This window comes from Colwellia sp. BRX8-5 (assembly GCF_014077325.1).
Taxonomy (GTDB): Bacteria; Pseudomonadota; Gammaproteobacteria; order Enterobacterales; family Alteromonadaceae; genus Colwellia_A.
Window position 1 is genome coordinate 1 of record NZ_JACGVR010000032.1, and the last position, 21,004, is coordinate 21,004.

The 21,004-nt window shown below is 39.7% G+C and carries 23 protein-coding genes; 21 read left to right on the top strand and 2 right to left on the bottom strand.

Features of this window, described 5'->3' with window-relative positions; translation table 11 throughout:
- Positions 1 to 636 precede the first annotated feature (636 nt).
- Together H4J62_RS16310 and H4J62_RS16315 are read left to right on the top strand one after the other, a co-directional pair.
- A complete protein-coding gene (locus H4J62_RS16310) occupies positions 637 to 1,878 on the top strand; it encodes a malic enzyme-like NAD(P)-binding protein (protein ID WP_182217248.1) in 1,242 nt (413 codons plus the stop codon).
- A gap of 325 nt (positions 1,879 to 2,203) precedes the next feature.
- Positions 2,204 to 2,557 (top strand): hypothetical protein, encoded by a 354-nt coding sequence (locus H4J62_RS16315; protein ID WP_182217246.1) that lies wholly within the window; start codon positions 2,204 to 2,206, stop codon positions 2,555 to 2,557.
- A gap of 22 nt (positions 2,558 to 2,579) precedes the next feature.
- Here H4J62_RS16315 and metJ read toward each other — a convergent pair whose 3' ends face one another.
- Positions 2,580 to 2,909, bottom strand: a complete 330-nt coding sequence (gene metJ, locus H4J62_RS16320) for a met regulon transcriptional regulator MetJ (RefSeq protein ID WP_070375088.1) — start codon at positions 2,907 to 2,909, stop codon at positions 2,580 to 2,582.
- A gap of 183 nt (positions 2,910 to 3,092) precedes the next feature.
- On the opposite strand from metJ, the gene metB reads away from it, so the two are divergent.
- The 4 genes from metB (at position 3,093) to rluF (ending at position 9,551) form a co-directional block, all read left to right on the top strand.
- The gene (gene metB / locus H4J62_RS16325; RefSeq protein WP_182217245.1) at positions 3,093 to 4,250 is read left to right on the top strand and encodes a cystathionine gamma-synthase; all 1,158 of its coding nucleotides are present in this window, start codon (positions 3,093 to 3,095) and stop codon (positions 4,248 to 4,250) included.
- A gap of 40 nt (positions 4,251 to 4,290) precedes the next feature.
- Entirely contained in the window at positions 4,291 to 6,741 is a 2,451-nt protein-coding gene (gene metL, locus H4J62_RS16330) for a bifunctional aspartate kinase/homoserine dehydrogenase II (protein WP_182217243.1), read from the top strand.
- A 192-nt stretch (positions 6,742 to 6,933) separates the two neighbouring features.
- On the top strand, positions 6,934 to 8,385 hold the full coding sequence (locus tag H4J62_RS16335; protein ID WP_182217241.1) for a hypothetical protein: 1,452 nt from the start codon (positions 6,934 to 6,936) through the stop codon (positions 8,383 to 8,385).
- A gap of 350 nt (positions 8,386 to 8,735) precedes the next feature.
- Positions 8,736 to 9,551 (top strand): 23S rRNA pseudouridine(2604) synthase RluF, encoded by an 816-nt coding sequence (gene rluF / locus H4J62_RS16340; RefSeq protein WP_083277955.1) that lies wholly within the window; start codon positions 8,736 to 8,738, stop codon positions 9,549 to 9,551.
- A 96-nt stretch (positions 9,552 to 9,647) separates the two neighbouring features.
- Here the strand turns inward: rluF and fusA are convergent, their stop codons facing one another.
- On the bottom strand, positions 9,648 to 11,753 hold the full coding sequence (fusA, locus tag H4J62_RS16345; RefSeq protein ID WP_182217239.1) for an elongation factor G: 2,106 nt from the start codon (positions 11,751 to 11,753) through the stop codon (positions 9,648 to 9,650).
- Positions 11,754 to 12,077: 324 nt separating this feature from the next.
- On the opposite strand from fusA, the gene H4J62_RS16350 reads away from it, so the two are divergent.
- The 15 genes from H4J62_RS16350 (at position 12,078) to rpsQ (ending at position 20,957) form a co-directional block, all read left to right on the top strand.
- Positions 12,078 to 12,617 carry an RNA polymerase sigma factor gene (locus tag H4J62_RS16350; RefSeq protein WP_182217237.1) on the top strand — a complete coding sequence of 180 codons (540 nt, stop codon included), beginning with the start codon at positions 12,078 to 12,080 and terminating at the stop codon, positions 12,615 to 12,617.
- The gene (locus tag H4J62_RS16355; protein ID WP_182217235.1) at positions 12,607 to 13,152 is read left to right on the top strand and encodes a hypothetical protein; all 546 of its coding nucleotides are present in this window, start codon (positions 12,607 to 12,609) and stop codon (positions 13,150 to 13,152) included. The genes H4J62_RS16350 and H4J62_RS16355 overlap by 11 nt, the downstream gene beginning before the upstream one ends.
- Positions 13,136 to 15,163 carry a hypothetical protein gene (locus H4J62_RS16360; RefSeq protein WP_182217234.1) on the top strand — a complete coding sequence of 676 codons (2,028 nt, stop codon included), beginning with the start codon at positions 13,136 to 13,138 and terminating at the stop codon, positions 15,161 to 15,163. The genes H4J62_RS16355 and H4J62_RS16360 overlap by 17 nt, the downstream gene beginning before the upstream one ends.
- A 73-nt stretch (positions 15,164 to 15,236) precedes the next feature.
- Positions 15,237 to 15,710, top strand: coding sequence for a hypothetical protein (locus H4J62_RS16365; protein WP_182217232.1), 474 nt, complete (start codon positions 15,237 to 15,239; stop codon positions 15,708 to 15,710).
- Between the two features lie 246 nt (positions 15,711 to 15,956).
- A complete protein-coding gene (rpsJ, locus tag H4J62_RS16370; RefSeq protein WP_070375080.1) occupies positions 15,957 to 16,268 on the top strand; it encodes a 30S ribosomal protein S10 in 312 nt (103 codons plus the stop codon).
- A 12-nt stretch (positions 16,269 to 16,280) separates the two neighbouring features.
- On the top strand, positions 16,281 to 16,919 hold the full coding sequence (gene rplC, locus H4J62_RS16375; RefSeq protein ID WP_070375079.1) for a 50S ribosomal protein L3: 639 nt from the start codon (positions 16,281 to 16,283) through the stop codon (positions 16,917 to 16,919).
- 15 nt (positions 16,920 to 16,934) lie between these two features.
- Positions 16,935 to 17,540, top strand: a complete 606-nt coding sequence (gene rplD, locus H4J62_RS16380) for a 50S ribosomal protein L4 (protein ID WP_070375078.1) — start codon at positions 16,935 to 16,937, stop codon at positions 17,538 to 17,540.
- Positions 17,537 to 17,839 carry a 50S ribosomal protein L23 gene (rplW, locus tag H4J62_RS16385; protein WP_070375077.1) on the top strand — a complete coding sequence of 101 codons (303 nt, stop codon included), beginning with the start codon at positions 17,537 to 17,539 and terminating at the stop codon, positions 17,837 to 17,839. The genes rplD and rplW overlap by 4 nt, the downstream gene beginning before the upstream one ends.
- 12 nt (positions 17,840 to 17,851) lie before the next feature.
- The gene (gene rplB / locus H4J62_RS16390; protein ID WP_070375076.1) at positions 17,852 to 18,676 is read left to right on the top strand and encodes a 50S ribosomal protein L2; all 825 of its coding nucleotides are present in this window, start codon (positions 17,852 to 17,854) and stop codon (positions 18,674 to 18,676) included.
- Between the two features lie 88 nt (positions 18,677 to 18,764).
- A complete protein-coding gene (rpsS, locus tag H4J62_RS16395) occupies positions 18,765 to 19,040 on the top strand; it encodes a 30S ribosomal protein S19 (RefSeq protein WP_070375075.1) in 276 nt (91 codons plus the stop codon).
- A gap of 10 nt (positions 19,041 to 19,050) precedes the next feature.
- Complete coding sequence (gene rplV, locus H4J62_RS16400) at positions 19,051 to 19,383, top strand: 50S ribosomal protein L22 (RefSeq protein ID WP_070375074.1); 333 nt, start codon at positions 19,051 to 19,053, stop codon at positions 19,381 to 19,383.
- A 12-nt stretch (positions 19,384 to 19,395) separates the two neighbouring features.
- Positions 19,396 to 20,091 (top strand): 30S ribosomal protein S3, encoded by a 696-nt coding sequence (gene rpsC, locus H4J62_RS16405; RefSeq protein WP_070375073.1) that lies wholly within the window; start codon positions 19,396 to 19,398, stop codon positions 20,089 to 20,091.
- Between the two features lie 10 nt (positions 20,092 to 20,101).
- Positions 20,102 to 20,515 carry a 50S ribosomal protein L16 gene (gene rplP / locus H4J62_RS16410; RefSeq protein ID WP_070375072.1) on the top strand — a complete coding sequence of 138 codons (414 nt, stop codon included), beginning with the start codon at positions 20,102 to 20,104 and terminating at the stop codon, positions 20,513 to 20,515.
- Entirely contained in the window at positions 20,515 to 20,706 is a 192-nt protein-coding gene (rpmC, locus tag H4J62_RS16415) for a 50S ribosomal protein L29 (RefSeq protein ID WP_070375071.1), read from the top strand. Before rplP ends, rpmC begins: the two co-directional genes overlap by 1 nt.
- Positions 20,706 to 20,957, top strand: coding sequence for a 30S ribosomal protein S17 (rpsQ, locus tag H4J62_RS16420; protein WP_070375070.1), 252 nt, complete (start codon positions 20,706 to 20,708; stop codon positions 20,955 to 20,957). The genes rpmC and rpsQ overlap by 1 nt, the downstream gene beginning before the upstream one ends.
- The last annotated feature ends 47 nt before the right edge of the window (positions 20,958 to 21,004 follow it).

The window sequence follows — 21,004 nt, forward strand, 5'->3', positions numbered from 1 at the left end:
CGGCTAAGCAATTCGTTTTACCCGGTAGGCGAGAACGGCAATATCCGAGAATGTTGAAATGTTCAAAGAATAGGTACCCTGTTAAAAGTAAAAATGCCGTTCACCTTAAGTGAACGGCATTACCCCTGAGGTGGTTTTTTTTTACCTAAAATAAATTATTTCAATGGCCATTATTGAATATAAATTCAAAAGCAATTAATCAACGTAATAAGCGATAGTGACAACGTTGATGAAGATTAATTATTAATTGGATAACTTCACCGATAAATTCGTTGTTGTGTATTGAAAAAAAGAAAAATCGATGGCTAAATTTTTTAAGTCAAAGAAGTTTATAAAAGTGGTCATAAAATACGGTGAATAGATTAAGCTGTATAGCGAATATTTAGTTTTATGATGTGCAATACAAAAGGGCTAAGGGTATGTTTGTTATAGCTTCTAGCACTTTTTTATATAAGAATAACGTTGGAACAAAATGTAAGATTACAATAGTATATACCCGTTACTTTTTAAAGATCACAGACAAAGGTGTATCTTGATTGATAACGAGTCTATAAAACTATGCTGTATATAAACAAAATAAAACGTGAAAAATGGCATATATAAGACAATAAATTCACCTAACGCATAGGATCAATCATGACTGACTTTCGCCAACAAGCACTTGATTACCATCAATTCCCAACACCTGGAAAAATAAGTGTTGAATTAACCACGGCCGCTGAAACTAGCCGTGATTTAGCACTCGCCTATAGCCCAGGTGTTGCTGAACCGGTTCGCGCAATTGCGGCAAATCCCGATGATGTTTACAAATATACGGGCAAAGGCAATACCGTCGCTGTTATTACCAATGGTACCGCTATTTTAGGGTTAGGTAATCTAGGTGGTATGGCGGCTAAGCCGGTAATGGAAGGCAAAGCATTATTATTTAAGCGATTTGCAGGTATTAATTCATTTGATATCGAAGTTAAACATAAGACAGTTGAAGAATTTATAAATACGGTCGCCAACATCGCTGACAGTTTTGGTGGTATTAACTTAGAAGATATTAAAGCACCAGAGTGTTTTGCTATTGAAAAGGCACTTATTGAACGTTGTAAAATACCGGTATTTCACGATGACCAACATGGTACGGCTATTGTTACTGCTGCTGGAATGATCAATGCCTTGGAAATCCAAGGTAAAAGTATTAAAGATGCCAACATTATTTGTCTTGGCGCAGGCGCAGCAGCGATTGCTTGTATGGAACTATTAATCAAATGTGGCGCTCAGCGCGAAAAAATCTACATGCTTGATACTAAAGGTGTGATTCACACCCGACGTGATGATCTTAACGAATATAAGCGTATGTTTGCTAATAATACTGATAAACGTACCCTTGAAGATGTTATCGATGGCGCAGATGTATTTGTTGGTGTTTCTGGACCCAATCTACTTTCTGCTGAGCATGTAAAATTAATGGCACCCAATCCAATTATCTTTGCTTGTTCAAACCCAGATCCTGAAATAAAACCCTCATTAGCGCTTGCTGTTCGTGATGATCTTATTATTGCTACAGGTCGCTCTGATTACCCTAACCAGGTCAATAATGTGTTATGTTTTCCTTTTATTTTTCGTGGCGCTTTAGATGTTCGCGCTAGAACGATTAACGATGAGATGAAAATTGCCGCTGTCCATGCAATTCGTGAATTAGCAAAGGAACCTGTTTCGCAAGAAGTGTTAGATGCTAGTGGTGAGAAAAGTTTGACCTTTGGTAAGGAGTATATTATTCCTAAGCCGATGGATCCACGTTTGTGTGGTCGAGTAGCGCTTGCCGTTGCTAAAGCGGCGGTTGAGTCTGGAGTGGCAGCCCTAGAATTACCTGAAAACTATATGGAATAATCAGTAGTATTTATTAATAACGCTGTAAAAGGAGAGCTCGACTCTCCTTTTTTTATTTATGACAAATAGTAGGTCACGGTGCAGTGACTGCATGTACGCAGGGGTCAGGAAGTAGAAAGTAGGGTAACGCAGCAGCAGTTACCGAGATGGTAAAGAGTAGGTTATTTAGGACGAATGGTCATGGTGGCTCCAAGGCATCGCTGCTTTCGCTGCATTATTACCTTTTGTACGTCATTTATGTTCCAGATAAATCATTAGTAACAGCATCTATTTAGACAATGTCACCGATGGCAAAGCATGACAATATTGAGTAGGACGAATAACAATGAAAACTTCAACGAAAGCCGTTTTACTCTCAGCACTTGTTTACCCGGGTATTGGCCAACTAATTTGTCACGCTTATCTACGGGCTACGTTATTTATTTTAAGTTTCTCTGTGACGGTATATTTTTATATTGAAGAAGTGATGAGGCAATATCAGCCACTTATTAATAAAGTTAAATCAGGTGACGTTGCGCTCAATAGCCAAGCACTGATCGCTGAGATGTCAAAAAATCCCATTATTGTTGACCCTATCTTAATGAGTACATTAACCTATACGCTATTAACTTGTTGGTTACTGGCTATTGTAGATGCTTACCGTATGGGCATAAAAAAAGACGCCAGAGCGTCTTTTTAAGGAAGTGTATTAAAACCCTAAGCTACTCGTCTTCAATTTCAAATTGACTGAAGTCGGTAATACCTTTTGCTATTAAGGCTTCGCGCACACTTTTAGGTAGCATCTCTGTATTGTCTTTTGTTAAATCGCCATCATCAGGAAGAGGCTGTCCGGTAAAAGCATGCAGAAAAGCTTCACATAACAATTCGCTGTTAGTTGCATGGCGTAAGTTGTTAACTTGCCGACGAGTACGTTCATCCGTTAACACTTTCAGTACCCGCAACGGGATTGAGACCGTGATTTTTTTAACTTGCTCACTTTTTTTACCATGTTCGGCGTATGGTTTTATATAATCGCCATTCCACTTTGCCATTTAATTACCTTTGTTTAGCTAAATTACTTTTTATAAGCTAGATTTTACTGGTTGTTGGCGTTGAGTCAATAACGAATGTGTAGAAGTTTAGAAGTCTAAAGTTCTTGACCGACAAAAGTAAAGCGTTTAGAGTTATAGACGTCCAAACATCTATTTGATTTTACTGCCCGATTGGAGCAAAAAATGACAAGCAAAAAACCAGCAACATTAGCTGTTAGAGCCGGCATTAATAGTGATGAACATCACGGTGCGGTTGTTCCTGCCATTCATTTATCGAGTACTTATGCTTTAAAAGGCTTCAACAATAAGCGCCAATTTGATTATTCCAGAACAGGCAACCCCACTCGAAGCACGTTTGCACAAGCTATCGCTGATTTAGAGCAGGGTGCTGTAGGCATTGTTACCAGCACAGGAATGTCAGCGGTGCACTTAATTTGTCAGTTACTGACAACAAAAGATACGGTTGTTATTCCACATGATTGCTATGGTGGAAGTTATCGCTTGTTTACCCACCTAGCAAAACGTGGCTTATTTAATGTGCTTGTTGTTGATCAAAACGATGTTCAAGCGTTAGCGCAAGCGCTTGAACAAAAGCCAAGATTAGTTTTGATTGAGTCACCCAGTAACCCATTATTACGGCTGGTTGATATAAAAAAGGTTACTCAAGCCAGTCATGCTGTTGGTGCTTTAGTGGCAGTAGATAATACGTTTCTTTCTCCCTTGTTACAGCAACCGCTATTATTAGGTGCTGATATTGTTTTTCACTCGACAACTAAATATATTAATGGTCATAGTGATGTTGTGGGTGGGGTGTTAGTAACAAAAGAAAAAGAACTGGGTGAAGAGCTAGCGTGGTGGGCAAATTGTATTGGTATTACGGGTTCACCTTTCGACAGTTATCTGGCATTACGTGGCTTAAAAACCTTACCACTGCGCATGAAACAGCATCAAGAAAATGCTAATGCTGTTGCAAAATACTTAGAAAATCATCGAGCAATTAACGCGGTATACTTTCCTGGTTTAAAAAATCACCCGGGACACGAAATTGCTAAGCGTCAGCAAAAAGATTTTGGCGCTATGATGAGTTTCGAAATAAAAGGTGGTGTTGAAGCGGTTAAAGTACTCTTTGACAACTTATCACTATTTACCTTGGCACAGTCATTAGGTGGCGTTGAAAGTTTAATCAGTCATCCATCAACGATGACCCATGCAGGTATGGAAATTGAAGCACAAATTGCAGCGGGTATTACTCAATCTTTAATCCGAATTTCTGTGGGTATTGAAGATGTTAGTGATATTATTAATGACTTAGAACAAGCTTTATCGGCAAGCCAAATTTAAAGTTGTAGACTATTTTTAGTAGAAGAATTAATGAGTGAAAATGACACAGTCAAATACAGTAGAACAATTATCATCAGGGAATAATCAACTGGCGAAGCATGCTATTCATGTACACAAATTTGGTGGCAGTAGCTTAGCAACTACCCAATGTATTGAACGTGTGGTTGATATTATTCGTCAAAACTGTCAACTAAATGATTTAGTTGTTGTTTCGGCAAATGGGAACACTACGGATGACTTATTCAATATTTATAAACTCGCACTTGAAAAAAGTGACGAGCTGTTTTTGGCTATTGAAACACTAGAGAAATCACAAAGCACATTAATTGGTGAGTTATTGAACCCTAGCAGTGCAGCAGACCTTATCAAGGTTTTGTCTGATGATATAACACAATTAACGGCTTGGTTGTCTGATCAGCCAAGCCAACACCATGCAGATATGTTGGCATTTGGTGAGCTGTGGTCGGCGCGTTTATTATCGGCGGTGTTAAGTGAAAAAGTTTGTCCAAGTTATGCTATTGATGCGCGTGACTTTCTGGTTATCAATAATGATAAAGACTGTGCAGTCGACAATCAGCAAAGTAGTCAAAATTTTCAGCAGAACTTACAAAAAGGAAAGTTGGCGGTTATTACTGGCTATATCACTAAAAATTCTCAAGGTGAAACCTGTACTTTAGGTCGTAATGGTAGTGACTATTCAGCAACAATTATTGCATCACTGTCGGGCGCGCTGAATGTTACCCTATGGACTGACGTTGATGGCATTTATAGTGCCGATCCTCGTATTGTACCACTTGCCCGTAAATTACATCGCTTACCTAATGGTGTCGCGAAAGAATTGGGCCGCTTAGGTAACCCGGTTCTGCATGCAAAAACCTTACAGCCGCTCACTAACCACAGCACACACCTTCATGTAGCAAGTAGCTTTGATCCTGAAATTTCTGGTACAGAGATAGGAAAATTTGGTCAAATTGCTAAACAGGAATTGTCGGTTACCTCGCTTAACGATCTGTTACTGGTAAAATCGACCAGTTTAGCCGGTTCGTTTGGTGAACAAGCCAGTAATGAGTTTTCTGCGATATGTAGTGATGTTCAGCAAGGCTTTATGGTTATCCACCAAACACAACAAAAATTAGTGAGTCAGTGGCTGGCGAGTCATGATACCGAAGTATCATTCACACCGGTGTCGATTATAGCGATTGTTGGTCATAGTGTGGTAAATCAAGGTAATATCCAAGCGCGTTTTAAACGTGCCCTCAAACATACTCATGTACTGCAGGTGGTGAACTCGTTAAGTGAGCATAGTATTATCGCCATTCTTCAGCAGAGTTGTACCGGTGAGTTACTTAATAATGTTCATTATGATATGACTAAAGACGCTCGACACATAGGTGTTGTTGTTTCAGGGCTTGGTAATATAGGTCAACGATTCTTAGACTTGTTACCCGCGCAACTCAATCGAGTCTCTGTGTTAGAGAACGTTCATTTAGTCGGTTTAGTCACTTCTAAAAAAGCACTGCTTAATACCGATGGTATCGATGTTAATCAAGCAATGTCGCTTTATGAAAGAGATGCTACGCCTTGTGATAATGCCTTATTGATGTCGTGGTTAACGAACCATCCTTACGACGAATTAATTGTTGTCGATATCACCCCTAGCGAACATTTTAGTGATTTATACAGTGAGTTCTTTAAAGAAGGTATTCATGTTATTGGTGCCAATAAATGGGCGGCTTCTGCCAGTACCGCTCGTTATAATGACTTAGTATTAACCGCGGCTGAAAATAAAAGCTTATGGTTAGGCAGTACTACTGTTGGCGCCGGTTTACCGGTTAACTTTGCCATTAACGATTTATTGAAAAGTGGCGATAAGATAACGGAAATATCAGGAATTTTTTCAGGCACGCTTTCTTGGCTATTTGAAACCTATGATGCCAGTGTACCGTTTTCAACCTTATTAATGGATGCCTTATCACAAGGGATCACTGAACCCGATCCACGAGAAGATCTGTCTGGGCGAGACGTGCAACGAAAATTACTGATCTTAGCGCGTATGGCAGGTTTTGAATTATCACTTGATGATATTGAATGCGAAAATTTAGTGCCAGAATCCTTACAAGGGTTATCAACGACTGAATTTTTAGCAAAGTCAGCAGACTTGGACAGTTACTTTGCTGAACAACTCACTAGCGCATCTAAACAGCAAGCCTGTATTCGTTATATTGCAAAATTCTGTGTCAACGAACAAGGCCAATTGAGCGCTAAGGTTTATCTTGCGACGCTTGCTAAGAATGATCCCTTTGCCTCGTTAACTCCGGGTGATAATATATTTTTAATTAAGAGCCAATGGTATCAAGATAACCCGCTTATTATTCGTGGACCAGGCGCGGGTCGTGATGTTACCGCGGGTGGCCTGCATTCAGACTTAGTGAGTATTTGCCAGCAACTGGCCGGTAAAAAACACCAAGTTAAAATCAAAGGTCTAAGTTAAATTAGCATAATCTAGCTATCATCATTATTACTACACTAGGCATTAATACGCTAAATGAGAAAAAGCACAACTTGTAGGTTGTGCTTTTTCTCAATCGATACTAATAAACACTTGTCTGTTATCGCATTATTAACTAGCATTTAGATAATTAAAAAAAGTAGCTACTTAGCACAGGCACCAAGTTGTATTTACATGGAAAATAAAACCTATAGCGACAGCTATTTTACCAGCCAAGTAAAAAGTCTTTTAAGCAGAATTTATGGCCACAGCCAATTAAATGATTCCGTTCTTGAGCGTGCGATTGAGTACTATGAAAAACAATCTTTTATTGAGCATAAGTTAGATGAGCTCAAGCAAAATATTGAAAAAGTTAGTCGGCAAACAGCCACGGATAAAGCTAAAACTTTACGGGTAAGACTCGAACGTGAACAACGCAATTATTACGAGGAATTGCGCTTTGAACGTAATGAGCGTCATCAACACCTCTATAAACTCTGTAAAGAGATCATCAAGTTGTCTGAGGGTGATTGCTTTGAAGACAGTAATCGTAAATCTAGCCAGCTTTTAGGTACCATACAATTAGTGAGCCCCACCCAGGGGCGAAAAATTGCTTTAACCAACGAGCAACATAAACCGCTTTATAAAAGCGTGTTATGTTTGCGTTTACTTGACCGACTATGCATGGATCAACATATTGTTGAGCCCTATATCAAGAGTGCTTTGGGGGATATCAACGCAGAGCAATATCAAACGTTGGCTCAAGATAATCCCGAGGCCTATCAAGCCTTTGTAGAGAAAGTAAAAATTCCACTGGTCATGGCGGCGCTATTACAAGATATCGGTAATAACCACCCCGAGTCGCTAGCCATTTTGCGTGGTGCAGATTATCAAAAAGATCCCCATCGAACCTTACCTATTGAAGAGCGTAAAGCACTCTTACAAATAAATTATCGAGAAACGGTTAAGTATCTTATTGATGGTATTGGCGCGGGTATATATATTGGTAATTCAAAAAAAGATCGCGACGAGCACAATGTCGTTGAGCATAAAAAATTATTGTTCATTAAGCATTTACTCAAAAGTGCCGTCAACCCAAAAAAGGGCATTGGCAACCTTCTTAAAGTACCACAAATATACAGTTCTATTATCTTGTCGACAAAAGATAGCTATAACTACAAATTATTACCGAAAGTTTATTATGTTCTTAATCAAAACGCGGAGCGGGGAGCTTGTTGTCAAGCAGTGGTTAATGCACTGACAAAAATTACTGGCCATTTTCCACAAGGTTATGGTGTTACCTATGTCCCGTATGAGCAAGATATTAACGACCGCTATGAATATGCCATCGTCAGCCAGCTTTATCCTGCAAATGCTGATTATCCTATTTGCCGAACGGCAACACGCAACTTAGCCTTCATAAGTCATGGACAAGAGATAGTCATTAAAAAATCTGCTAATTTATATTTTACTGAAACCGCTAAAAGTTTCTCTACTATCAGTAAAGAGCGCCTCCATGAAATCTTAGAGTTGTTAGTGTCAAACTCCCATGAGCGTAAACAACTAGATCTACTTCCTCGCTGTTGGCAGCCAGGAGAATTCTTTTCAGTCAATATTAATCAAAAGCTGTGGAACAAAGCTAAGTAACGTTAAAGTCTTTGCTTTTATAACGCCATAATGAAAACACTTAGCAAGTTAAGTAAGTAGACTTACCCTGTTGTTGTTACCAAAGAGGGATATTTACAGTAAATATTAATCAAAAGCTGTGGAACAAAGCTAAATAACGTTAAAGTCTTTGCTTTTATAACGCCATAGTGAAAACACTTAGCAAGTTAAGTAAGTAGACTTACCCTGTTGTTGTTACCAAAGAGGGATATTTACAGTAAATATTAATCAAAAACTGTCAAATAAGGCTAAATAACCATAATGCTTTTTCACTGTCTGTTAAAGTTCAGGTAAAATGGTGTTTATTACTTTGCATAACTTTGGAATATCTCGTGAGCGATCAAGAAAAAAGACTGAATAAATTTATCAGTGAATCAGGTTACTGCTCGCGCCGAGCTGCTGATAAGTTGATTGAAGAAAGTCGAGTTACGATCAATGGTAAAACCCCTGAGTTAGGTACTAAAGTACAAGCGGGTGATGTGGTTTTTGTTGATGGTAAGCAAATTGGTGCTATGCCGGCTAATAAATCTGACCGGGTTTACATTGCTTATAACAAGCCAGTGGGTATTACCTGTACGACCGAGTTACATGTTAGAGGTAATATTATTGACGCTATTGGTCACAAAGAAAGGATCTTTCCGATAGGGCGCTTAGATAAGCCTTCAGAAGGACTAATTTTCTTGACCAGTGATGGTGATATCGTTAATAAAATTTTGCGCGCTGAAAATGCCCATGACAAAGAGTATATTGTCACGGTTGATAAACCCATCAGTGAGCGCTTTATCCAACGGATGTCAAAAGGTGTACCTATACTGGGAACCATCACTAAACCCTGTCTTGTTAAAGTAGAAAGTAAATTTGTTTTTCGTATTATCTTAACGCAAGGCTTAAATCGTCAAATTCGTCGGATGTGTGAATATTTAGATTACGAGGTTTTACAGCTGAAACGTTCGCGTATTATGAGTGTCGAGCTGGGTGATTTACGACCAGGACAATGGCGAGACTTAACCACAGCGGAAATGGTTGAAATTAATGCAGCGGTAGCCACGTCGACGAAAACAGCTTTACCAAAAGAAATCGATGAATCGGGTGATCCATGGGCAACCGTTATTGCAGTAACAGACATAGAAAATGATGTTAAAAAATAAAGCTTAGTGATACTAAACGTTAATTATGTTTGGTTTGTAAGACAATAAAAAAGGACGCCTAAGCGTCCTTTTTTTGTTTTCTTACTTTAATGCTTACTATTTTCTAGCAGCATCTTTTGCTTCTTTAGCTGCTTTAACTTCAGCGATAACAACTTCTGCTACGTTATTAGGACAAGGCATGTAGTGAGAGAATTCCATTGAGAATTGACCACGACCTGATGTCATTGTACGTAATGTTCCGATGTAACCAAACATTTCTGAAAGAGGTACGTCAGCTTTAATACGAACACCAGAAACACCTGCGTCTTGACCTGCGATCATGCCACGACGACGGTTTAAATCACCAATAACATCACCAACGTGATCATCAGGCGTAAACACATCAACTTTCATGATAGGTTCGATTAACTGTGCACCAGCTTTTGGAATTGACTGACGGAAAGCACCACGAGCAGCAAGTTCAAAGGCAACAGCAGATGAATCAACCGCGTGGAAACCACCATCGTATAATTCAATTTCAACGTCAAGTACAGGGAAGCCAGCAAGAACACCAGTATCCATCATGCCTTTGAAGCCTTTCTCGATTGCTGGGAAGAATTCCTTAGGAACATTACCACCAACAACAACAGAGCTGAATACGAAACCAGTACCAGGTTCGCCGGGCTTAATACGGTAATCAATTTTACCAAACTGACCAGAACCACCAGATTGTTTCTTATGTGTGTAAGAATCTTCAATTGCGGTAGTGATTGTTTCACGGTACGCAACTTGTGGCTTACCAACTTCTAATTCAACACCGTAAGTACGTTTTAAAATATCTACTTTGATATCTAAGTGAAGCTCACCCATACCAGATAAAATCGTTTCACCTGAATCGATATCAGTTTCAACTTTAAAAGTAGGATCTTCTGCAACCATTTTACCGATAGCTAGACCCATCTTCTCAGTTGAACCTTTATCTTTAGGTGTTACAGAGATTGAAATTACCGGCTTAGGAAATACCATAGCTTCTAGAACGATAGGGTGCTTAGGATCACATAATGTGTGGCCCGTCTGAACATTGCTCTTCATACCAACAATCGCGATGATATCACCAGCTTGTGCTGAAGTAAGTTCGTTACGGTCATCAGCTTGCATTTCACACATACGTCCAACACGCTCAGTTTTACCTGTAGCAGCGTTAAGAATGGTATCGCCTTTCTTCAATGTACCTGAATAGATACGTACGAAAGTTAATGTACCAAAACGGTCATCAGTGATTTTGAATGCTAACGCTTTGAATGTTTCATCTGCAGAAACGATTGCGAATTCGCCATTAGGCGTGCCTTCTTCATCAGTAAGTGGTTGAGGATTAACATCTGTAGGTGAAGGCAAGTAATCAACAACAGCATCAAGAATTAATTGAATACCTTTGTTTTTAAATGCAGAAGCACCGTAAGTTGGGAAGAAAGTCATATCACGAGTACCAGTACGGATACACGCTTTGATTTGTTCTGTAGTAGGAACCATTTCCCCTTCTAAGAACTCCATCAACATATCTTCATCAACTTCTAAAGCTGTTTCGATTAACTGTATACGGTACTCAGCAGCTTTTTCTACCATATCCGCTGGAATATCAGTAATTTCATAGTTTTCTGGAAGACCTGTGTCATCCCAGATGTAAGCTTTTTCGCTAAGAAGGTCAACAACACCAACAAAGTCATCTTCTTCGCCAATTGGCAAAGTCATAATAAGTGGCGTAGCACCTAAAACGTTTTTAACTTGCTTACAAACACGGTAGAAATCAGCGCCTAAACGGTCAAGTTTGTTGATCATGATAATACGAGCAACTTTTGAGTCGTTCGCGTAACGCCAGTTAGTTTCTGATTGTGGTTCAACACCACCAGAACCACAGAATACGCCGATACCACCATCAAGTACTTTAAGTGAACGGTAAACTTCAACAGTGAAGTCAACGTGACCAGGAGTATCGATGACATTGAAACGGTGATCGTTCCAAAAACAGCTTACCGCAGCAGACTGTATGGTAATACCGCGCTCAGCTTCTTGTTCCATGAAGTCAGTGGTAGATTCACCATCATGTACTTCACCAGTTTTATGGATCTGACCGGTTAATTTAAGGATACGTTCAGTTGTTGTGGTTTTACCAGCATCAACGTGAGCGAAGATACCAATATTTCTATATTTAGATAAATCTGCCATTACTTTACTCTATTTAAGTCGCTACTAAAAAAGCGGAATTGTTGAAAATTTGCGCGCGAGTATACCATTAGTAAGTTCAAACAAAAATAAAAAATGAAAATTAATTAATAACAGTGATAAAAAGTTGGGCTGATCTGACGGTGTTTTATCGTGAATTTATGGCATTAATTATAGAATTATAGCGAGTTGTCGACGGCCAAGACTTTAATAGCTTGTTTGATAAGGTGCGATAGCTGTTTTTAATGATACCTTAACTAACATAATTGCGACCTTTTACACGACCCAATTGTTATACTTATTAAGACAGCTAAAAAGGGATCAGTTTTGACGAAATGGAATGACAAGCTACTGGAAAGTATGAAGCAGGGTGATGAGGTGGCATTAGAACAATGTTACCGGTTACTCTCTCCTATTATCTTTACTGCAATTCTTAAGATTTGTAAAAACCGCCATGATGCTAATGACCTATTACAAGATACCTTTGTAGATGCCTTTAACAATTTAGCTTCTTTTCATCAACAGGTGCCTTTTATTGCTTGGCTAAAAAGAATAGCCTTTAATAATACCTTTAATTTTTTAAAAAAAATTAAACGCTTAACGATTGGTATTGAGCATTTATCCGAAGTGGTGTCTTTAGAAAATAGTATGGAAAGCGACTATGAGAACCGCAATTTATTACTTTACTTGTTCGAGCGTTTGTCCGAAATGGAGTGTTTGATTATGTGGCTATATATAGCAGAGCAATATAAGCATAGCGAAATAGCGGAAGTTATTGGAAAAACGCCAAGTTATTCAAAATCAGTTGTCTGTCGATGTTTACAAAAGTTAAGGGCGAATGCAGAGGTAAAAAAGTATGCTAATTAGCAAAATAAATGGTGATGACTTAACTGAGCAAACGCGTCAGCTTGATTCATATTTAACCCTTGATTCGGTACGTAAAGAAATAACTGCATTGCAACAGTCGGCAGATAAAATCGCGCTAGAAACACCCGATGAACTCAATTGGCAGAAAATTAATCATCGTTTAGCCGCTTCAACTCATCGTACAAGGGGGCAGAGTAAATCTACAAATATATTTACAGAGAAAAAACCGTTACTCGCTATGGCTGCGTCGCTGTCATTTTTATTTATAGGTGGTTTGAGTTGGTATAACTATCAATTACAACAACAGTTAGTTATGGCATTAAAAACTAACCAAAGCATGGAATTACAACTCGCTGAATATAGCCAGCTACAAGTAAATCAATACTATCTATTGCAAGAAATCTCTGCAGTGGAAGCCAAGCTGCTTAACGAGCCATCTTTGAAAGTTAAAGTAGCGATATTAAAACACAGAAGCACATTAATGCAACAAGTGCTCGAGTATCAACAAGGAGGTAACGATGAGTTTAGTATTTAAGGCCTTATTCACTAATAAGTATAGCGGTGTGTTATTAGTGCTGCTTTTATCAAAGCCCTTATTCGCCGCAACGCCACAAACGCATGAATGTGCAACGCTAGCGCTGACTGCTAATAATCAACAAAACCAGTCGATAACCTTCCAGCTGTTGTCACATAACAATAGTGCGATTGACAACAACGCCTATTTAGATAATAGCTACCAAACCGTGTTTGTCGCTCCAGGACAACATAGCTTAAAGGTAAGGGCTTGGCGGACAGCCGATTATCTCAGTTACCACAATGGTATTGATGTAAATAAACAGCAGGCATTGATTAAAAAAACTGTTGACCACCAGCTATTAATAACCGTGGTTGCCGACGCTAACTATCAACTGTTACCGATAAACGAAGAGGATGGAACTGTACTCGTCGTAGAAAAAAATCTGCAAAATTGTCATCCAGACACTCGCAACGTGTTAGTAGCTAAGCATCAGCCATTAACATCCCAGATGATAAATTCGGTCTCCTTACCTGGAGATCTTGAGATACGCTTATATAATTTAATGGGAAAGTTAGCGCTTGAGAACTCATCAAGTATTAAGGGTTCAGTAGCAACAAGTAATATAGTGCCGCTTAGATTAATGGGGAGTTTTGGTCTGACATTTGACCAAGGTAATGATACCAACAATGACACGCTGAAGGTATTAACCGTTCATCCTTTCTCCGTCGCCCATACCTTAAAATTAGCCAGTGGTGATGTGATTGTAAATCTAAACAATAAAAGTGACTTAACGGTAAAAGCTTCACCCAATCAGAAGTTTCAACACTATGTTAATCGTTTAGCTATTGGCGAGGATATAGAGATTACCGTTCGACGAGATAATAAAGAACGGCTATTAAAAGGTAATTACCAGCCAAAAATATTGCCTGAAAGCCACTATAAAATAAATGGTACTGCCATTGTAGATTCAGTCGACGATAAGCAATGTGCATCGTTAAGTCGATACTTCACGGGGATAAAAGGCTATAAGATAATTAGCCACAATGGTCAGTCACTGAGTGAGCTTTATGGAAATTCAGCTCCAACAAGGTTAAGCCTGTCGCCAGGCGTTCATCGATTTCAAGCGGTATTTTCTCCTCGACCTTCTCGTGCCATTAATAGTCAAATGGCGAGTACCCTTGATATCGCCCCAAGAATATCGGGCGGTAGCCGAGCGGGTGAAGCGGGTATTAAAACCTTAATCCGTACAAGAACAGGTTCGATTAAAGGTTGGTTTGGTAATCCTACTGATCGTAATTCAGCCAGAACCAATGGTACGATAGTCGACGATTATATCATTGAGCCAATGGTGGGGCGGCCATTATTAAATGTTACCCTAAATGTTGAACCGGCTAAGCAATATAAATTAACGCTAGCACAGGAATCTACTGAGTCTAAACAGTCGATTTATGAAATTACGTCAACAGCTACGTTAAGTGAAATAGATTGTGCTGAAACCGTCTTATCGGCAATTTTATCGCCGCCATTAACAACGCAGTCCTTAATAAATAGTCAGACCTTAACGCCTCCACTTCAGTACGAGTTAGATCAATTGTTGTTAGAAGTGGCCTCTTATTATCAGGTCAGTGGTATTAACACCGGTATTGTTGATCTTTACCGCGAGAAAAAGCTCGATAACAAGTATGGTCTAATTGGTAAGATGACTGATTATCAAGCAGGTTATGCTTTGTTAGTTAAACAAGTCAGTAGTAATAGCATGGCAAGTCGGGCAGGTTTGTTGGCGGGAGATAAAATATTGGCTTTAAACAACACCATTTTTATTAATAACAAGCCAAGTGAATTTTTAGCCGGTATAGCAAAGTTAAAAGCGGATGAAGTCTATACATTACTTATTTTAAGAGAAAATGAACAACGTGAGTTCGTTGCGGTTTACCAAGAAAAAGATCTTCCTGCTTTCTTCTTGTCAGTAGATATGAGCTCTGTAGCACAAGCCCAACAGGCTTTGGATCGGATAAACAGTTCAAACTAAGCTGATAATAGGGATAGCCATTTGTACTAAAAAGCAGATAACCTATATTAACAATCAATAACGGAGACAACTGATGAATAAATTTACAATTATAACCGCGTTATCATTAATACTGGCTGGATGTAGCGCTTATCAAATCAAAGCGGATGTTGATGAAGGTAAATTTCGCTTTGTTAACTTTGAAAAAGAACGGGGTAAGCAATTTGAGTATATCCATCTTATGTGTCTGTATAAAAGGCCAATTGAATGGAATCTACCTAAGCAGTATCAAGCAGGTAATCACCAATTATGGGTAAAAGCGCAAATTTATCAAAATGGCATGAGCATTCGTGAAAAGAATGCCTTCGTTAAATTTGACGTAACGTTAAAAGCAGGCCTGAGTTATAAATTGAACCGCTCTTTTGATGATGATAATAATATTTCCATTTGGATCGAAGAAGAACAGTCTAAAAATATTGTTTCAGAAATTATTACCACTGAACTCCTTAGACCCTTGCTTATTGAAAAATCATTGAGAACTGAACAATGTGAGTCGGGATCAATTTAGTCTGATCGCCACCGCATCTGAGCTTTAGTGATAAAAAATATTTAGGCTTGATAAATATTATCAGTTATGTATAATACGCATCCGCACATCGCTCACGCTTTGTGCGGATTTTCACCTTAGCCTTTACGGTTAAGGTTTACAGCAGCTCCGATAGGGAGTTGAATGTTATTAGCGATACACCCCCCTTTTACATATAAAAGGTGATGGGATGTATTTTGTTGTTCTTTAAAAATGGGGATTTGATTAATGTCAAATCAAAGAATTCGCATTCGTTTGAAAGCGTTCGATCATCGTTTGATTGATCAATCAACAGCTGAAATCGTAGATACTGCAAAGCGCACTGGTGCTCAGGTTCGTGGTCCAATTCCACTTCCTACACGTAAAGAGCGTTTTACTATCTTGACTTCTCCACACGTTAACAAAGATGCGCGTGATCAGTATGAAATTCGTACTCACAAACGCATGATTGATATCGTAGAGCCAACTGAAAAGACTGTAGACGCATTAATGCGTTTAGATCTAGCAGCTGGCGTTGACGTTCAAATCAGCTTGGGTTAAGGGGTTTTAACAATGACTATTGGTCTAGTTGGACGTAAAGTAGGCATGACTCGTATCTTCACTGAAGATGGCGTTTCAACACCTGTAACCGTTCTAGAAGTTGAAGCCAACCGTATTTCTCAAGTGAAAACTTTAGAAACTGACGGTTACTCGGCGCTTCAAGTTACAACAGGTAGCCGTAAGGCTAGCCGTGTTACAAAACCAGCAGCTGGGCATTTCGCTAAAGCTGGCGTTCAAGCAGGCCGTGGCCTGTGGGAATTCCGCTTAAACGAAAATGAAGGCGAAGGTTTAGAATTGGGCGGTGAAATCACTGTTTCAATTTTTAATGACACTAAATTAGTAGACGTAACCGGTACATCTAAAGGTAAAGGCTTCCAAGGCGGTATTAAACGCTGGAACTTTACTATGCAAGATGCTACTCATGGTAACTCTGTCTCTCACCGTTCAAACGGTTCGTTAGGTCAGTGTCAAACACCAGGTCGCGTTTTCAAAGGCAAAAAAATGTCTGGTCACATGGGTTCTGTGCGCTGTACTACACAAAACCTTGAATTGGTTCGCGTTGACGCAGAACGTAACTTGCTCCTTATTAAAGGTGCGGTTCCGGGTGCTATCAACGGTAACGTAATCATCAAACCAGCTGTTAAAGCTTAGTCCAGGAGATTCGTGATGGAATTATCATTAAAAGACGCTGCAGGTGCTCTTGAAGTTTCTGAAGCAACTTTTGGACTTGAGTTTAACGAAGCATTAGTACATCAGGTAGTAGTTGCATATGCAGCTGGCGCTCGTCAAGGTACTCGTGCTCAAAAGACTCGTTCAGAAGTAAGTGGCGGTGGTGCAAAACCTTGGCGTCAAAAAGGTACTGGCCGTGCTCGTGCTGGTACTAGCCGTGGTCCAATTTGGCGTTCTGGTGGTGTAACATTCGCTGCTAAACCTCAAGACCACAGCCAGAAAGTAAACCGTAAAATGTACCGTGGTGCGATTAAAAGCATCCTATCTGAGCTTGTTCGTCAAGATCGCTTAGTAGTGGTAGAAAACTTTACTGTTGAAACACCAAAAACTAAAGAATTAGTAGCTAAACTAAACGGCTTGGAGTTAAAAGATGTATTAATCATCACTCCAGAAGTTGATGAGAACTTGTTCTTATCAGCACGCAACTTGTACAAAGTTGACGTTCGTGACGTAGACGGTATTGACCCAGTTAGCTTGGTTGGTTTCGAAAAAGTTTTGATGACTGCTACTGCAGTTAAACAACTTGAGGAGATGTTAGGATGATAAGCGAAGAACGTTTGTTAAAAGTGCTTTTAGCACCGAACATTTCTGAGAAAAGCACTATGGCATCTGAAGCAAACAACACTGTTGTTTTCAAAGTTGTTACTACTGCTACTAAAGCTGAAATCAAAGCTGCTGTTGAGAAACTTTTTGAAGTTTCAGTAGACGGTGTTCGCACATTAAATGTTAAAGGTAAAGTGAAACGTACTGGTGCTCGTTTTGGTCGCAGAAGCGACTGGAAAAAAGCATACGTTACTCTTGCTGAAGGCAGCGACATCGACTTCGTCGGCGCGGAATCATAGGAGTTTACGAAAATGGCTATAGTTAAATGTAAACCTACTTCTCCGGGTCGTCGCCACGTAGTTAAAGTGGTAAACACGGAGTTGCATAAAGGTAAGCCTTACGCACCATTACTAGACACTAAGTCTAAGTCTGGTGGTCGTAATAATAACGGTCGTATTACGGTTCGTCATATTGGTGGTGGTCACAAACAACATTACCGCATGATCGATTTTAAACGTAATAAAGATGGTATCCCTGCAAAAGTTGAACGTTTGGAATATGATCCAAACCGTTCTGCTAATATTGCACTAGTATTATATGCTGATGGTGAACGTCGTTACATCCTAGCCCCTAAAGGCTTAAGCGCTGGAGATACAGTCCAGTCAGGTGTTGACGCTCCAATCAAAGCTGGTAATACTATGGCTTTACGCAACACACCATTAGGTAGTGTTGTGCATGCAATCGAACTTAAACCAGGTAAAGGTGCTCAAATAGCACGTGCTGCTGGTACTTACGCTCAACTAGTTGCTAAAGACGGTGCATATGTCACTTTACGTCTTCGCTCTGGCGAAATGCGTAAAATTGAGTCTGACTGTCGTGCTACTTTAGGTGAAATCGGCAATTCTGAACACATGCTTCGCTCTTTGGGTAAAGCTGGTGCTTCAAGATGGCGCGGTGTTCGCCCAACTGTTCGTGGTGTTGCCATGAACCCAGTTGATCACCCACACGGTGGTGGTGAAGGTAAAACGTCTGGCGGTCGTCACCCGGTATCCCCTTGGGGCGTACCAACTAAGGGTTACAAGACTCGTTCAAACAAACGTACTGATAAATTTATCGTGCGTCGTCGTACTAAATAGTACATTTAATTAATACTCTGATTGTTTGAGCTTGGTTTACTTCGGTAAAGTTAAGTTCAACATGAAGGGTAAATAAAGAGGATTCACCATGCCACGTTCTCTCAAGAAAGGTCCATTTATAGACCTACACTTGCTGACGAAGGTAGAGAAAGCTCTGGAAAGCGGGAATAAAAAGCCAATTAAGACTTGGTCCCGTCGTTCAATGATCATCCCAACGATGATCGGATTGACCATAGCTGTCCATAATGGCCGTCAACACGTACCTGTATTTGTAACTGATGAAATGATCGGTCACAAATTAGGAGAATTTGCACCAACTCGTACTTATCGCGGTCATATCGCTGATAAGAAAGCGAAGAAATAGGGGAAATTGAATGGAAGCTATCGCTATACATAAATTTGCCCGCGGTTCTGCTCAGAAAGCACGTTTAGTTGTGGATCAAATCCGCGGCTTACATGTAGAGAAAGCACTTGAAATTTTAACTTTTAGCAACAAATCAGCTGCTGAATTAGTTAAAAAAGTACTTAACTCTGCAATTGCTAACGCTGAACATAACGAAGGTGCAGACATTGATGAACTTATCGTAAAAACTATTACAGTTGACGATGGTCCTACAATGAAACGTATTCGTCCTCGTGCAAAAGGCCGCGCGGATCGTATAATTAAGCGCACAAGTCACATTACTGTGATCGTGTCTGATTCTTAGGAGTATATTAGTATGGGTCAAAAAGTTCATCCTAACGGTATTCGCTTAGGTATCACGAAACCTTTCGCGTCTACGTGGTTTGCAAGTAACAAAGACTTCGCTGAAAATTTACGCGGTGACCATTTGGTTCGCGAATATTTGAAAGAGAAGCTTGTTCGTGCATCATTATCAAAAGTAGTTATTGAGCGTCCAGCTAAATCTATCCGCGTAACAATTCATACGGCTCGTCCGGGTGTTGTTATCGGTAAGAAAGGCGAAGATGTTGAGAAACTACGCTTAGCAGTTTCTAAAATTGCTGGTGTTCCTGCTCAAATCAACATTGCTGAAGTACGTAAGCCAGAAATGGATGCGCAGCTTGTTGCTGACAGTATTGCTAGTCAATTAGAACGTCGTGTGATGTTTCGTCGCGCTATGAAACGTGCTGTACAAAATGCTATGCGTCTAGGCGCAAAGGGTATTAAAGTACAAGTAAGTGGTCGTTTAGGCGGTGCAGATATTGCACGTGCTGAATGGTATCGTGAAGGTCGTGTACCACTACACACTTTACGTGCTGACATCGATTACGCTATTGCACGCGGTAACACAACTTATGGTGTTATTGGTATCAAAGTGTGGATCTTTAAAGGTGAAATCATTGGTAACATGCCTCTACAGGCAGAAGTACCAGCGGCTAAACCTAAAAGAAAAAACAACCGCAAGCCTAAGTAGGAGCTAAGTAATGTTACAACCAAAACGTACTAAATTCCGTAAGCAATTTAAAATGCGCAACCGTGGTCTTGCACACGTCGGTAGCTCAGTTAGCTTCGGTACTTTCGGTTTAAAATCAATGGAACGTGGTCGTATGACTGCGCGTCAGATTGAAGCGGCACGTCGAGCAATGACTCGTCACGTAAAGCGTCAAGGTAAAATCTGGATACGTGTATTCCCTGATAAGCCAATTACTAAAAAGCCTCTTGAGGTTCGTATGGGTAAAGGTAAAGGTTCAGTGGAATATTGGGTATGCCAAATTCTACCTGGCCGTGTTCTTTATGAAATGGAAGGTGTATCGGAAGAAATCGCACGCGAAGCATTTGCTTTAGCAGCGGCTAAACTTCCGTTCAAAACATCTTTCGTAACTAGAACGGTGATGTAATGAAAGCTAGTGAATTAAAAGATAAAAGCATTGAAGAGCTAAATACTGAAATGCTTGCATTATTACGCGAACAGTTTAACTATCGCATGCAAGCAAGCACAGGACAATTAGCACAAACTCATTTGCTAAGAACGGTACGTCGCAATATTGCACGTGTAAAGACTATCATAACTGAAAAGGCAGGTAAGTAATGAGCGAAGCTAAAATCCGCACACTACAAGGTCGTGTTGTCAGTGATAAAATGGATAAGTCTATCACTGTATTAATTGAACGTCGTGTTAAGCACCCTATTTACGGTAAGTACCTTACACGTTCAACTAAGTTGAAAGTGCATGATGAGACTAACCAATGTAATGCTGGTGATTTAGTAACAATTCGTGAAGTTGCACCAATTTCAAAGTCTAAAAACTGGACTTTAGTTGCTGTAATTACTAAAGCATAATTTACTTTTTGTAAATTTGTTTTAACGAACGTGTTAAATAAAAACCC

What these genes read in the sequence shown, in the direction of transcription:
- H4J62_RS16310 (WP_182217248.1), top strand. Translation starts at nt 637, where the DNA reads ATGACTGACTTTCGCCAACAAGCACTTGATTACCATCAATTCCCAACA.
- H4J62_RS16315 (WP_182217246.1), top strand. Translation starts at nt 2,204, where the DNA reads ATGAAAACTTCAACGAAAGCCGTTTTACTCTCAGCACTTGTTTACCCG.
- metJ (WP_070375088.1), bottom strand. Translation starts at nt 2,909, where the DNA reads ATGGCAAAGTGGAATGGCGATTATATAAAACCATACGCCGAACATGGT.
- metB (WP_182217245.1), top strand. Translation starts at nt 3,093, where the DNA reads ATGACAAGCAAAAAACCAGCAACATTAGCTGTTAGAGCCGGCATTAAT.
- metL (WP_182217243.1), top strand. Translation starts at nt 4,291, where the DNA reads ATGACACAGTCAAATACAGTAGAACAATTATCATCAGGGAATAATCAA.
- H4J62_RS16335 (WP_182217241.1), top strand. Translation starts at nt 6,934, where the DNA reads ATGGAAAATAAAACCTATAGCGACAGCTATTTTACCAGCCAAGTAAAA.
- fusA (WP_182217239.1), bottom strand. Translation starts at nt 11,753, where the DNA reads ATGGCAGATTTATCTAAATATAGAAATATTGGTATCTTCGCTCACGTT.
- H4J62_RS16355 (WP_182217235.1), top strand. Translation starts at nt 12,607, where the DNA reads ATGCTAATTAGCAAAATAAATGGTGATGACTTAACTGAGCAAACGCGT.
- H4J62_RS16360 (WP_182217234.1), top strand. Translation starts at nt 13,136, where the DNA reads ATGAGTTTAGTATTTAAGGCCTTATTCACTAATAAGTATAGCGGTGTG.
- H4J62_RS16365 (WP_182217232.1), top strand. Translation starts at nt 15,237, where the DNA reads ATGAATAAATTTACAATTATAACCGCGTTATCATTAATACTGGCTGGA.
- rpsJ (WP_070375080.1), top strand. Translation starts at nt 15,957, where the DNA reads ATGTCAAATCAAAGAATTCGCATTCGTTTGAAAGCGTTCGATCATCGT.
- rplC (WP_070375079.1), top strand. Translation starts at nt 16,281, where the DNA reads ATGACTATTGGTCTAGTTGGACGTAAAGTAGGCATGACTCGTATCTTC.
- rplD (WP_070375078.1), top strand. Translation starts at nt 16,935, where the DNA reads ATGGAATTATCATTAAAAGACGCTGCAGGTGCTCTTGAAGTTTCTGAA.
- rplW (WP_070375077.1), top strand. Translation starts at nt 17,537, where the DNA reads ATGATAAGCGAAGAACGTTTGTTAAAAGTGCTTTTAGCACCGAACATT.
- rplB (WP_070375076.1), top strand. Translation starts at nt 17,852, where the DNA reads ATGGCTATAGTTAAATGTAAACCTACTTCTCCGGGTCGTCGCCACGTA.
- rpsS (WP_070375075.1), top strand. Translation starts at nt 18,765, where the DNA reads ATGCCACGTTCTCTCAAGAAAGGTCCATTTATAGACCTACACTTGCTG.
- rplV (WP_070375074.1), top strand. Translation starts at nt 19,051, where the DNA reads ATGGAAGCTATCGCTATACATAAATTTGCCCGCGGTTCTGCTCAGAAA.
- rpsC (WP_070375073.1), top strand. Translation starts at nt 19,396, where the DNA reads ATGGGTCAAAAAGTTCATCCTAACGGTATTCGCTTAGGTATCACGAAA.
- rplP (WP_070375072.1), top strand. Translation starts at nt 20,102, where the DNA reads ATGTTACAACCAAAACGTACTAAATTCCGTAAGCAATTTAAAATGCGC.
- rpmC (WP_070375071.1), top strand. Translation starts at nt 20,515, where the DNA reads ATGAAAGCTAGTGAATTAAAAGATAAAAGCATTGAAGAGCTAAATACT.
- rpsQ (WP_070375070.1), top strand. Translation starts at nt 20,706, where the DNA reads ATGAGCGAAGCTAAAATCCGCACACTACAAGGTCGTGTTGTCAGTGAT.